Source organism: Massilia sp. ZL223 (genome assembly GCF_018119395.1).
In the GTDB taxonomy this organism is placed as follows: domain Bacteria; phylum Pseudomonadota; class Gammaproteobacteria; order Burkholderiales; family Burkholderiaceae_D; genus Telluria.
Map to the genome: position 1 here is coordinate 38,983 of NZ_JAGPWD010000001.1, position 13,151 is coordinate 52,133.

Consider the following 13,151-nt stretch of genomic DNA (forward strand, 5'->3'; position numbering starts at 1 on the left):
GATCAGGCCTGCGCGCGCGCCAGGCGTACCCGCACGCGCCGCGGCGCCAGCGATTCGTAGAGCGACAGGTAGTTCGCGGCCATCTTCTCGGACGTGAACAATTCCTGGTAGCGCATCTCGGCGCGCCGCCCCATCTGGCGCGCCATCTCGGGGTTCTCCCACAGCCTTTGCATCGCCACGCGCAACGCCTGCGGATCGGACGGCGGCACCACGATGCCGGTGTCCCCGTCGATGTTGATGTAGGTGGTGCCGGTGCCGATCTCGCAGGAGATCATCGGCTTGCCGTACATGGCGCCTTCCAGCAGCGAAATGCCGAAGGCTTCCGAGCGCAGGTGCGAGGGGAAGGACAGCGCATACGACAAGGTGAGCAGCGCCACCTTGTCGGCGTCGTCCAGCGCGCCCAGGAAGACCACGTTCTTCAGCTTCAGGCGCGCGGCCTGCTGCTTGAGCTCGTGCTCGATCGGGCCCGCGCCCACGATCACGATCGGGTAGTCCAGGCCGGCCGCCGCTTCCAGCAGGATGTGCAGGCCCTTGTAGTAGCGCAGCACGCCCACGAACAGGAAGAACTTCGGGCCCAGGCGCGCGCGCCAGTGCGCCAGGCGGGCCGGGTCCGCCTGCGGATAGGTGCTCTTGTCCAGGCCATAGGTAATGACGCTGGTCTTGTCGCGGTAGCGGTCCAGCACCGGCGACGAGGCAAGGTAATTCGGCGAGGCCGCGACGATGGCGTCGACGGTGTTCAGGAAGCGGTCCCTGAGCGGCGCGTACAGGCGCAGCAGGTGGCGCTGGCGCACGATGTCGGAGTGGTAGGTGAGCACCGTCGGCTTGTTCACCCGCGCCATGAAATGCGCCAGGTCCATGAAGGGCCAGGGGAAGTGGTAGTGCACCACGTCCGCCTCTTGCGCCATGCGCGCCAGCGCGCCGATGGATTGCAGCGAGATGGCGTTGGACGCGATTTCCGCATTCTGCGGCACGCGATGGACCATGTGCCCCTCGAACTCGAAGGGCACCAGCCGGTCGTGCCGCGACAGCGACAGCACCGTGTTGCTGACGCCCACGCGGCCGGTACTGACGCACATCTGACGGATGACCTGTTCAATGCCACCCATCGAGTCCGGGAAATACGTTTTGTAGAAGTGAAGGACACGCATGGGCTTAAGATTACTGCGGATTAACGGGATACCACCGCACGATAGACATCGAGGGTCAATCGTGCGGTGTTCTGCCAGGTGAGTTGCTCCGCGCGCACGCGGCCGGCGGCGATGCAGCGCGCACGCACGGCGCCATCCTGGGCCAGGGTACGCATGGCTTCCATGATCTCGCCCGCGCTCAATGGGTCGACGTCGAGGGCCGCTCCCTGCGTTACTTCCGGCAGCGAGCTGGCGTTCGAGGCCACTACCGGCAGCTTCGAGGCGAAGGCTTCCACGACGGGAATGCCGAAGCCTTCGTACAGCGAAGGAAACACGAACACGCCCGCCCCCGCGTACACATGGCGCAGGGCCTGGTGATCGCTCAGGCTATTCAGCCAGACCAGGTTCTCGCCGCTTGCCTGCAGGCTTGCGATGCGCGCCACCAGTTCCTCGCTGCGCGCGCCGCGCACGCCCACGATCACCAGCGCGCGTTCGGCGCGCATGCTTGGGGGCAGCATCAGCCAGGCGTCGATCAGGCGCCCGATGTTCTTGCGCGGCTGCAGCGTGCCGACAGTCAGGAAATAACCGGGTTGCAGTTTATTGGCCGTAAGGGTGGCGGCCACGGCGGCCGGATCGGGCGTCTCCAGCCATTCGTCGTCCACCCCGCAAGGCACCACCGACACACGGCGCTCGTCGACGCCGAAGCACTCCACCAGTTCGTCGATCGCGAAGTGCGAGAGCGCGATCACATGGTCGGCCTTGGCGGCGGCCTTGCGCTGGAGCCAGTTCTTCACGCCGCGCAGGCGCGGGTTGCACCATTCGGGATACTTGATCGGCAGCGCGTCGTGCAGGGAGGCGACCACCGGGCAATCCATGCGCACGATGCGGTAGTCGGTCGCGTGGAACACGTCGACCGGCATGTGCACGCGGTGCGCGCCGGGTGTAGCCAGGTCGATGAACGAGGCTTTCTCGAAGGATTGCGGCATCGGCGTGCCGATGCTGATGCCCTGGCCGCCCTGCCCAGCGCGGCGCAGGCCGGGACGCGGCCACGAGAACGGCTGTACGGTGCAGCCGGTGCGCGGCAGGTTCTGCAGCAGCGCCCGGGTGTAGACCCCGATGCCGTCCAGGTGGCCGCCAGTGAGCCCCGGTTCGATCTTGGTCGTTCCGAGTCCTACGCTAAGGCTGCCAGCGATCAGGCTTCGTACATCCAGCGCAGCGTATCGCACAAGGGAGTCGGGTTGAGGTGGCCGATCGCGGCGGTCAGCTTGCTGTTGCTGCCGGTCAGCTGGAGCACGTCGTTGGCGCGCACGAAGGCCGGATTGACCTGCACGTCGATGCGGTAGCCGGCGATCCCGCTCATCATCTCGATCAGCTCGGCCAGCGAATGCGAGCTGCCCGAGCAGACATTGAAGACTTCGTTGCTGGGCGCAACGGCCAGCAGGCGGCGGTAGCTGCGCGCCACCATGCGCACGTCGGAAAAATCGCGCGCGATCGCCAGGTTGCCGAGTTCGATGCGGCGCTCGCCGCGGCGGAAATGCGACACGATCTTCGGCAGCAGGAAATTTTCGGTCTGCCCGATGCCGGTGTAGTTGAAGGGACGCGCGATCGTGATCGGCAGCTTGTCCATCCACAGGCGCGCCATGTATTCCATGGCCAGCTTGCTGACGGCGTAGTCGTTGGCCGGGGACGGCGGCACGTTCTCGTCGAGGACGGGGACGCTGGCGTTGCCGTAGATGTTGGCCGAGGAGGCCAGCAGCACGCTGGTCGGACGGTGCCGGCCGGCGGCCAGCGCCTCCAGCAGGTTGCGCGTGCCGACCACGTTGACGCGGTAGATCATGTCGGCGTTGGCATGGGCCACGAAGGCGATGGCGGCCAGGTGGGCTACCATGTCGGGCTGGACCTTGTCGATCACTTCGGCCAGGGCGGCGCGGTCGAGCAGGTCGACCGGATAGATGTCCGGGCCGAGTTCCTCGCCCGGCATCACGGTGCCGTAGACGCGGTAGCCGGCGGCAGTGAGTTCCTGCGCCAGGTAGCGCGCGGTAAAGCCGCGCAGGCCGGTGATCAGGGCGCGCCGCCCCTCGCCTTCGCGCCCGCCGAGAAAGACGGGAATGTCGTCCGTGGCCACGCGTTCCATATCAGAAGGAGAATCCCAGTTCGTTGCGACGCAGGTCGGCGTCGACCATCATCTGGCACAGCTCTTCGAGGGTGGTCTTCGGCTCCCATCCCAGCTCGCGCCTGGCCTTGCCGGCGTCGCCGATCAGGAGATCGACCTCGGCCGGACGATAGAATTTGGGCGACACGCGCACCAGCTGCTTGCCGGTGCGGGCGCAGTGGCCGGCTTCCTCCTCGCCGCTGCCGCTCCACTCGATCGCGATGTTGGCGCCCTTGAAGGCCATGGCCACGAAGTCGCGCACGGTCTCGGTGCGGCCGGTGGCCAGCACGAAGGTGTCGGGCTGGTCGGCCTGGAGAATGCGCCACATGCCTTCGACGTATTCCTTGGCATAGCCCCAGTCGCGCTTGGCGTCCAGGTTGCCCAGCTCCAGCACGTCGAGCTTGTTCAGCACGATCTTGGCCACCGAATCGGTGATCTTGCGGGTGACGAATTCACGTCCGCGCAGCGGCGATTCGTGGTTGAACAGGATGCCCGAGCAGCCGAACATGCCATAGGACTCGCGATAGTTGACCGTCATCCAGTGCGCGTACAGCTTGGCGACGCCATAGGGGCTGCGCGGGTAGAAAGGGGTGCTCTCGAGCTGGGGGATGGCCTGCACCTTGCCGAACATTTCCGAGGTCGACGCCTGGTAGAAGCGGATCTTCGGGTTGACGATGCGGATCGCTTCGAGCAGGTTGACGGCGCCGATGCCGGTGATCGAGGCGGTGGCCACCGGCTGCTCGAAGGAGACGCCGACGAAGCTCTGGGCCGCCAGGTTGTACACCTCGTCGGGACGGCTGTTTTCGACCAGGCGCACGCTCGAGGACAGGTCGGTCAGGTCGTACTCGACCAGCTGCAGGTTCGGGTGCGAGGCGATGCCCAGCTCCTCGATACGCCAGAAATTGACCGAACTGCAGCGGCGGAAGGTCCCGGTGACGTGATAGCCTTTTTCGAGGAGCAGCTGCGCCAGGTAGGCGCCGTCCTGGCCGGTAATCCCGGTGATGAGGGCTCTTTTCGTAGTGTGCATATTCGTTGTTCTCGTGGTTGTCTCACGGGTGCGGACGCTGTCGAGCCGATTCTAGCAAGGAAGGTCGCGAGACCCTTGCACAATAGAAATCGTGTTAATAAAACAACACTCATCTGTACATTATGCCCTTTGAATCCTTAGGTTACCCCATGCGCTTACCGATTGTTACGGGTGTATTGTGAGCGCGACAAAAATCCGACGACTTGCGACGTGCACGCGACATATCGCTTGATGCAGCGCAATAAACAAATAGGGTTTACTTAAAGGAAAGCGGGGTGGCGGCTATTCGCCGGCAGAGTGAAGCCCAGAAATATTGCTGCAAACACAGGCAGCAAGGCGTGCGGCGGGAAGAGGGAAGGAGGCGCGGCCGGCCAGGCCCGCGCCTGATGCACTGCAACAAAATGCACCAGGCGCGGCCCTGGCCGGCCGGGGGATTAACGCTGGGAGACGGCGTCGACCACGGCCAGCGCGGTCATGTTGACGATGCGGCGCACGGTCGACGAGGGCGTCAGGATGTGGACCGGACGGGCGCAGCCCAGCAGCACCGGGCCGATCGCGATGCCGTTGCCGGCGGCGCTCTTGACCAGGTTGTAGGAGATGTTGGCGGCGTCGATGTTCGGCATCACCAGCAGGTTGGCGTCGCCGGTCAGCTTCGAATCCGGCATGATCTTGACGCGCACCTTGGCTTCGATCGCGGTGTCGCCATGCATCTCGCCGTCGATTTCCAGGTCGGGCTTCATCTGCTGCACCAGCGGCAGGACGGCGCGCATCTTCTGCGCCGACTCGCTGTTGGCGGTGCCGAAGTTCGAGTGCGACAGCAGGGCCGCGCGCGGGCACATGCCGAAGCGTTCCATCTCCTCGGCGGCCATGACCGTGATCTCGGCCAGTTCCGCAGCGTTCGGGTTCTCGTTGACGTGGGTGTCGACGATGGCCAGCTGGCGGTCCTGGGTGATCAGGAAGTTCATCGCCGCATAGACGTTGGAACCGGCGCGCTTGCCCAGCACCTGGTCGATGTACTGCAGGTGCATCTGGGTGGTGCCGTAGGTGCCGCAGATCAGGCCGTCCGCATCGCCCTTGTGCACCATCATGGCGCCGATCAGGGTGTGGCGGCGGCGCATTTCCAGCTTGGCCATGTCGATGGTCACGCCCTTGCGCATGCCGATCTGGTAGTAGGTCTGCCAGTAGTCGCGGTAGCGTTCGTCGAAGTCCGGGTTGATGACGTCGACGTGCTGGCCCAGCTTGAGGCGCAGGCCGAACTTCTCGATGCGCTTTTCCAGCACCGCCGGACGGCCGACCAGGATCGGGCGCGCCAGCTTCTCGTCCACCACCACCTGCACCGCGCGCAGCACGCGTTCGTCCTCGCCTTCGGCGTAGACGATGCGCTTGAGCTCCGCCGGGGCGCTCTTGGCGATCTGGAACAGCGGCTTCATGAAGGTGCCGCTGCGGTACACGAACTGCTGCAGGCTGTCGGCATAGGCAGCCAGGTCCGCGATCGGGCGGGTGGCGACGCCGCCGTCCATCGCCGCCTTGGCCACCGCCGGAGCGATGTGGGTCAGCAGGCGCGGATCGAAAGGCATCGGGATCAGGTATTCCGGGCCGAAGGACAGGTTGGTGATGCCGTAGGCCGAGGCCACGATGTCCGACTGCTCGGCGTGGGCCAGATCGGCGATCGCATGCACCACCGCGATTTCCATTTCGCGGGTGATGGTGGTCGCACCGCAGTCCAGGGCGCCGCGGAACATGTAGGGGAAGCACAGGACGTTGTTGACCTGGTTCGGGTAGTCCGAGCGGCCGGTGGCGATGATGGCGTCGCTGCGGACGGCCTTCACGTCTTCCGGCAGGATTTCCGGGTTCGGGTTGGCCAGGGCCAGGATCAGCGGGTTCGGCGCCATCCTGGCGACCATGTCCTGCTTCAGCACGCCGCCGGCCGACAGGCCGAGGAAGATGTCGGCGCCGGGGATGACTTCCGCCAGCGAGCGGTGCGGGGTGTCCTGGGCGAAGCGTTCCTTGTCCGGGTCCATCAGCTCGGTGCGGCCCTTGTAGACCACGCCCGCCAGGTCGGTGACGAAGATGTTCTCGATCGGGAAGCCCAGGTCGACGATCAGGTCCAGGCAGGCCAGCGCGGCCGCGCCGGCGCCCGACACGACCAGCTTGCATTCCTTGATGTTCTTGTTGACGACCTTCAGGCCGTTGATGATCGCGGCGCCGACGATGATCGCGGTGCCATGCTGGTCATCGTGGAAGACCGGGATCTTCATGCGCTCGCGGAGTTTACGCTCGATGTAGAAGCACTCCGGCGCCTTGATGTCCTCGAGGTTGATGCCCCCGAAAGTGGGCTCGAGCGAGGCGATGATGTCGACCAGCTTGTCCGGGTCGTTTTCGTTGATTTCGATGTCGAAGACATCGATGGCGGCGAATTTCTTGAACAGCACGCCCTTGCCTTCCATGACCGGCTTGGAAGCCAGCGGGCCGATATTGCCCAGGCCGAGGACGGCGGTGCCGTTGGAGATGACGGCGACCAGGTTGCCGCGCGCGGTGTACTTATAGGAGTTCGCCGGATCCTTGACGATCTCTTCGCAAGGCGCGGCCACCCCCGGCGAGTAAGCCAGGGCCAGGTCGCGCTGGTTCAGCAGGCCCTTCGTGGGGGTCACGCTGATCTTGCCGGGGCGGGGAATCTGGTGATATTCGAGTGCTGCCGTACGCAGTTGTTGACGTAATTCTTCTTTCTTGTCCGATGACGAGTCCATCTGGGCAGCCTTCCTGATACTAGAGGGGAACCTCCAATTCTAGCAGAGGCAAAGTTGTCAAGGGCTACGTATTTTCAACAAGTCAAGCCGGCATTCATAATCTGAGCAAATATATTCCGACTGCTCATCGGCAAATCCGATGCAGCGATTACCGGGTGCAAGTTTTCCATACCGGTCCTGGTATCGCAGGCGTGTTCGAGGCGGCGGTACAATCGCGGCCATGCTTTCCGAATTCGACCTCATCAAGACTTATTTCCAGCGCCGCCGGCCTGGACGCGCGGTGCTGGGCATCGGCGACGACTGCGCCCTGCTGGCCCCTGCTCCCGGACGCCAGATCGCGATCTCCTCGGACATGCTGGTGGAAGACCGCCATTTCTTCGCCGGCGCCGATCCCCGCATGCTCGGCCACAAGAGCCTGGCCGTGAACCTGTCGGACCTGGCGGCCATGGGCGCGCGGCCTGTTGCCTTTACCCTGGCGCTGGCCTTGCCCAAGGCCGATCCGGCCTGGCTGGAAGGGTTTTCGTCCGGGCTGTTCGCGCTGGCCGATGCCTTCGACTGCGAGCTGATCGGCGGGGATACGACCAAGGGGCCGCTGAATATCTGCATCACGGTGTTCGGCGAGCTGAGGCCCGGCCACGCGCTGCGGCGCGCGGCGGCGCGGCCCGGCGACGACATCTGGATTTCCGGGACCCTGGGCGATGCGCGCCTGGCGCTGGCGGGGTACTGGAAGGAGCTGGAGCTCGATCCTTCCCTGCACGAGCAGGCGGCGCTGAGGATGCACATGCCGTCGCCGCGCGTGGCGCTGGGACTGGCGCTGGCGCGCGGGCCCATTGCCCCGCCTTTGGCACATGCGGCGCTGGATATCTCGGACGGGCTGGTGGGGGACCTGGGGCATATTCTCGCCGCCTCGCAGGTGGGCGCGACCCTGGATGTCGATGCGCTGCCGGCGGGGCCGGTGCTGGCGCGGCAGGCGCTTGCGCTGCGCAGGCGCTTCACGGCGGCGGGCGGGGACGATTATGAGCTGTGCTTCACGGCGCCGGCGGAGCATCGCGAGGCGGTGCTGGAGGCGGGAAGGGAGAGCGGGACGGCGGTGACGCGGGTGGGCAGGATCGAGGCGGAGGCGGGACTGCGGCTGGTGGATGCGGACGGAGCGCCTCTGGATGTGGGCTTGCGTGGCTGGGACCACTTTACCAGCCCATAGTCACCTCAACCAGCGTCGTCCCGGGACTCGGCTGAGGGAGCGGGCCGACGAATGACGTCTCACTGCTCATTTCCTTCCCTCGGCACCTTCCGGTCATCAAACGGCCCATACGTCAGCCAGTAATGGCGAAACGCATGCCGGATATTGTCCCTCAGCTGGGCATCGTTCCACGGCTTCGTATAGAACCGGTAGATCGCCCCGCGGTTGATCGAATCCAGCACCGTCTCCACGCCCGTATAGCCGGACAGGATGATGCGTATCGTCTCCGGATACATCTCCTTGACCTTGCTGAGGAACTCGGTCCCGCTCATCACCGGCATGCGCTGGTCGCACAGGATCACCTGCACCCGGTACAGCGCCAGCAGCTCGAAGGCCTCGGTCGGCGTGGCCGCCGTCAGCACGCGGTAGCCGTCGCGCCGGAACAGGCGGTGCAGGGCCGTCAGCACATTCACGTCGTCGTCCACCACCAGCAGGGTCTGGACCTTGTCCTCGGTCGCCGGCATCTTGTCGGGCTGGGCGCGGTTGTCCAGCACCAGCTGGCCCAGCTCCGGGGCCGGCAGCGCGCGCGAGAAGTGGAAGCCCTGGATCTCGTCGCAATGGTGGCGCCGCAAATACGCCATCTGGGCGCGCGATTCCACGCCCTCGGCGATCACCTGCATGTGCAGGCTGTGCGCCATGCTGATGATGGCCAGCGCGATCGCCGCGTCGTCCGGGTTGTTGATGATGTCGCGCACGAAGGCGATGTCGATCTTGAGCTTGTCGATCGGGAAGCGCTTCAGGTAGGCCAGGCTCGAATAGCCGGTGCCGAAATCGTCGATCGCCACCCGGATGCCCAGCTGCTTGAGGCTCAGCAGCACCTCGGTGGTGTGCTCGGCATTGACCATCAGCGCGCTCTCGGTCAGCTCCAGCTCCAGCTGGTGCGCTTCCACTCCATGGCGCTCGAGCGCCGCGCGGATTGTGGCTTCCAGGTCGCCCTCGGCGAACTGGCGGCTCGACACGTTCACCGCCACCCGCACGTCGCGCACCCCGGCCTCGTTCCATTCCGCCATCTGGCGGCAGGCCTCGTCGATGATCCATTCGCCGACCCGCACCACCAGCCCGGTCTCTTCCATCACCGGCACGAACTCCGCCGGATACACCAGCCCATAACCCGGCCGGTGCCAGCGCAGCAGCGCTTCGACGCCGGAGATGCGCCCGGTGTTGAGCTCCAGCTTGGGCTGGTAGTGCAGCACGAACTGCCCGTCCTCGAGCGCGCCGCGCAGGGCCAGTTCCAGGTCCAGGCGCGCCAGCACCTGCACGTTCATCCCGGCCGTGAAGAAGCGGTAGCCGTCGCGCCCCGCTTCCTTGGCGCGCACCATGGCGGCGTCGGCGTACTTGACCAGGGCGCCCGGATCGCTGGTGTCGTCCGGGTACATGGCGATGCCGATGCTGGCCGTGAGCGCGGCCTGCTGGCCGTCCAGGTCGAAGGGCGCGCGCAAGGTCTCGCGGATCTCGTTAGCCACGTTCACCGCTTCCTGCTGGTCGCGCTGCATGGTCAGGATCAGCGCGAACTCGTCGCCGCCCAGGCGTCCGACCAGCTCGCGCATCTTCACGCTGCGCACCAGGCGGGTGCTGAACTGGCGCAGCAGCTCGTCGCCCAGCGCGGTGCCGAGCGAATCGTTGATCACCTTGAAGCGGTCGAGCGTGATGCACAGCACCGCCACCCGCCAGCGCTTGTCCTTGGCCAGGTCGATGGCCGCGCCCAGGTTCTCGAAGAACAGGGTGCGGTTGGGCAGGCCGGTCAGGGCGTCGTAGCTGGCCGCGTGGCGCAGGCGCTCGGCCGCGTGCAGGCGCTCGCTGATGTCGCGCACCACCGCGATCAGGATGCGGCTGTGGCCCAGGTCCTGCAGCTTCCAGCTGATCTCGACCGGCACCGAGCCCTCGCCGCCGGCGCGCAGCAGCTCGGTCTCGACGATGTCGGTTTCCTTGCCCTCCCCCTCGGCATGCCCGGTGTGCCCCATCAGCCGTTCGATCTGCGTACGCGACGCCAGGCCGAGGGCCACCGGATCGATGCGCATCAGCGCGTCGCGCGAGAAGCCCAGCATGCGGCAGGCGCCGTCCGATACGTCGACCGTCGCCATGCTGGCGGTGTCGATCAGGAAGATCGCATCCGGGGTGGCGTCCATCGCGCCGCGGAAGCGCGCCAGCTCGGCGGTGCGCTCGCGCACCTCGCGCTCGAGCTGGGAGCCGTAGTCGCGCGATTCGCGGTGCAGCAGGCGCACTTCCAGCAGGTTGCGGATGCGGGTCATCACCTCGACCGTGTCGAAGGGCTTGCCGATGAAGTCGCGCGCCCCCGCTTCCAGCGCCGCCAGCTTCTTGTCCGGCTCCGCCGTCACCACCAGCACCGGCAGCCACGAATCGCTCTCGAGCGGCTTGAGCGCCTCCATCACGTCGAAGCCGTCCATGCCGGGCATGTGCAGGTCGAGGATGATCAGGTCGAAGCGGTGCTTCAGGTGCAGCGACACCACCTGGCGCGGGTCGTTGGTGCTGAACACGTTCTCGTAGCCGGTGGTCTTGAGCAGGTACTCGAGCAGCTGCACGTTCACAGGCTCGTCGTCGACGACGAGGATGTGGGCGCGCCGGATGTCGGACAGGGAAATCATCAAACTTCCTTCCTTTCGGCCTGGGCCCCGCGTCCATGCAGGTGCGCCAGCGTACTGTCGATCGCTTCGGTGAACTTGTCGATGTCGATCGGTTTGGTCAGGTAGCGGTGGAAGCCCGCCGCGATCCCGCGCTCGATATCGCGCGGCATGGCGTTGGCGGTGAGGGCGATCACGGGAATCGCCGCGGTCTCGGGATCGGTGCGCAGCTGGCGCAGCACTTCGATCCCGCTCATTCCGGGCAGGTTCAGGTCCATCAGGATCACTTCGGGGCGGTGTGCGCGCGCCAGCTGCAGGCCGATGTGGCCGTCGGGCGCCGACAGCAGGCGCAGGTCGGGGCGGAAGCGCACGATCTCTTCGACCAGGCGCAGGTTGGCCGGGTTGTCCTCGACGTAGAGCAGCAGGTGCGGCTCGCCCTCCATCGGCGCGGCCGGCGCCGCCGCACGCACCTCCTGGCCGCCCTCCGGCAGGGCCGAGGCCAGCGGCGCGGTGGTGGCCAGCTCGATCCAGAACACGCTGCCCACGCCGGGGCTGCTGCTGACGCCGATCTGGCCGCCCATCAGCTCCACCAGGCGCTTGGTCACCACCAGGCCGATGCCGGTGCCTTCCTGGCTCCCGCCCTCCTGGCCCAGGCGGTTGAAGGGCTGGAACAGGCTGGCCACCTGCTCGGCCGACAGGCCCTGGCCGGTGTCCTGGACCGACAGGCGCAGGCGCGCGGGCGCGGTCTGCTCGCAGGTCAGCACCACCGCGCCCGATTCGCGGTTGTACTTGACCGCGTTGGAGAGCAGGTTGAGCAGCACCTGCTTCAGGCGCGTACGGTCGGCCAGCACCACCGCCCCGGCCACGTCCGGGAACAGCACCCGCACGCCGCGGCCGGAGGCGATCGGCTCGACCATGGTGCGGCATTCGAGCAGGGTGTCGCTCAGCGCCACCGGCTCCATCGACAGGGTCACGGTGCCCGACTCCACCTTGGCCAGGTCGAGGATCTCGTTGATCAGGGTGAGCAGGTGGCGCCCGGACTTGAGGATGTGGTTTGCGAATTCCTTCTTCTGCTCCAGGGTGGACGGCAGGGTGTCGGAGGTCAGGATCTGGGCGAAGCCGAGGATGGCGTTGAGCGGGGTGCGCAGCTCGTGGCTCATGGACGAGAGGAAGGCCGACTTGGCCTGGTTGGCGTTGCGCGCTTCCTCGATCGCGTTGGCCAGCTCGGCGTTGGCCAGGGCCAGCTGCATGGTGCGCTCGTCGACGTGCTGCTCGAGCTGTTCGTTCAGGCGCATCACTTCCTGCTGGGCGCGGGTGCGCTCCTGGGCCTCGCGCACGATGGCGCTGTTGGAATCCTCCAGCTCGCGGGTACGCTGCTCGATCTCGGTCAGCATGGCGTTGAAGGAGTCGGCCAGCTCGCCCGCCTCGTCGTCGCTGTTGCGCGGCGCGCGGCGCGAGTAGTCGCGCGTGGCCACCACTTCGCGCGCGATGCCGGTGATCGCGCTCAAGGGCGCGGTCAGGCGTTTCCCCAGGCGCCACATCAGCAGCCAGGCCACGGCCATGGCCAGCAGGGTGACGCCGATGCCGATCGCCAGGTAGTCGATGAAGCGCTGCGCCAGCCCGCTCTCGGCGCGCAGCACCACGGTGCCCAGCTGCTCGCCGTTCTCGGCGATGCGCTGCCGGACCACCAGCTCGCCCTCGGCGCTCTTCGCGGTCGCTTCGTCCAGGCGCTGGGGGGCGGGACGGCCCTCCCCGGCGGCCGCATACGACGCGAACAGCTCGCCCCCGGCGTCGTAGATGGCGGCGGCGCGCACCAGGGGACGGGTGCGCAGCAGGGCCAGGTTCTCGTTGGCCAGGCGCGGATCGTCGAAGGTCAGCGCGGCCGAGGTCATGTGGCCCACCAGTTCGGCCTGGGTGGTGAGGTCGTTGAGGAGCGCGCGGTGGTAGCTGCGCAGGTCGTAGCCGACCACGATCGCGATCGAGACCAGCAGCGCGGCGAAGGTGGTCGCCATGACCGCCGTGGCCAGCTTCTTGCGGATCGATCCCTGGCGGCTCATGCTCCCTCCAGGACGAGCATGGGCCTGCGCGCGGACCGCGACGGGACAGCGACAGGGATCTTCACGGCCGTGGCGGCCCGGCTTGGCTTCGCGCGATCAAGGCGTGCGGCATTCTCAGGTCCTACAAAAAACGGGGAAAGGACGCCCTCCCCGAGGCGCGCCCAGCAGGCGTCCAGCATAGCAGCACGGCCGGGCATCATGTCGCACGGAACATTTTATTGT

General features: G+C 66.5%; 8 protein-coding genes. 1 reads left to right on the forward strand and 7 read right to left on the reverse strand.

Annotation, left to right across the window (positions count from 1 at the left end; translation table 11 throughout):
- Positions 1-2: 2 nt before the first annotated feature.
- The 5 genes from KBW95_RS00160 to KBW95_RS00180 all read right to left on the reverse strand — a co-directional run bounded on the left by KBW95_RS00160 (position 3) and on the right by KBW95_RS00180 (position 7,053).
- Positions 3-1,148 (reverse strand): glycosyltransferase family 4 protein, encoded by a 1,146-nt coding sequence (locus tag KBW95_RS00160; protein WP_211527212.1) that lies wholly within the window; start codon positions 1,146-1,148, stop codon positions 3-5.
- A gap of 20 nt (positions 1,149-1,168) precedes the next feature.
- On the reverse strand, positions 1,169-2,353 hold the full coding sequence (locus tag KBW95_RS00165; RefSeq protein WP_373888731.1) for a glycosyltransferase family 4 protein: 1,185 nt from the start codon (positions 2,351-2,353) through the stop codon (positions 1,169-1,171).
- Positions 2,320-3,261: a GDP-mannose 4,6-dehydratase gene (locus KBW95_RS00170; RefSeq protein WP_211527213.1), complete on the reverse strand. Its 942-nt coding sequence runs from the start codon at positions 3,259-3,261 to the stop codon at positions 2,320-2,322. Before KBW95_RS00170 ends, KBW95_RS00165 begins: the two co-directional genes overlap by 34 nt.
- Position 3,262: 1 nt before the next feature.
- Positions 3,263-4,306 carry a GDP-mannose 4,6-dehydratase gene (gene gmd, locus KBW95_RS00175; RefSeq protein WP_211527214.1) on the reverse strand — a complete coding sequence of 348 codons (1,044 nt, stop codon included), beginning with the start codon at positions 4,304-4,306 and terminating at the stop codon, positions 3,263-3,265.
- 434 nt (positions 4,307-4,740) lie between these two features.
- Positions 4,741-7,053, reverse strand: a complete 2,313-nt coding sequence (locus KBW95_RS00180; protein WP_211527215.1) for an NADP-dependent malic enzyme — start codon at positions 7,051-7,053, stop codon at positions 4,741-4,743.
- A 220-nt stretch (positions 7,054-7,273) separates the two neighbouring features.
- On the opposite strand from KBW95_RS00180, the gene thiL reads away from it, so the two are divergent.
- A complete protein-coding gene (gene thiL / locus KBW95_RS00185) occupies positions 7,274-8,254 on the forward strand; it encodes a thiamine-phosphate kinase (RefSeq protein WP_211527216.1) in 981 nt (326 codons plus the stop codon).
- A 59-nt stretch (positions 8,255-8,313) separates the two neighbouring features.
- On the opposite strand, the gene KBW95_RS00190 is transcribed toward thiL, so the two are convergent.
- Together KBW95_RS00190 and KBW95_RS00195 are read right to left on the reverse strand one after the other, a co-directional pair.
- Positions 8,314-10,896 (reverse strand): EAL domain-containing protein, encoded by a 2,583-nt coding sequence (locus KBW95_RS00190; protein WP_211523512.1) that lies wholly within the window; start codon positions 10,894-10,896, stop codon positions 8,314-8,316.
- Positions 10,896-12,929 (reverse strand): ATP-binding protein, encoded by a 2,034-nt coding sequence (locus tag KBW95_RS00195; RefSeq protein WP_211527217.1) that lies wholly within the window; start codon positions 12,927-12,929, stop codon positions 10,896-10,898. Before KBW95_RS00195 ends, KBW95_RS00190 begins: the two co-directional genes overlap by 1 nt.
- Positions 12,930-13,151 lie beyond the last annotated feature (222 nt).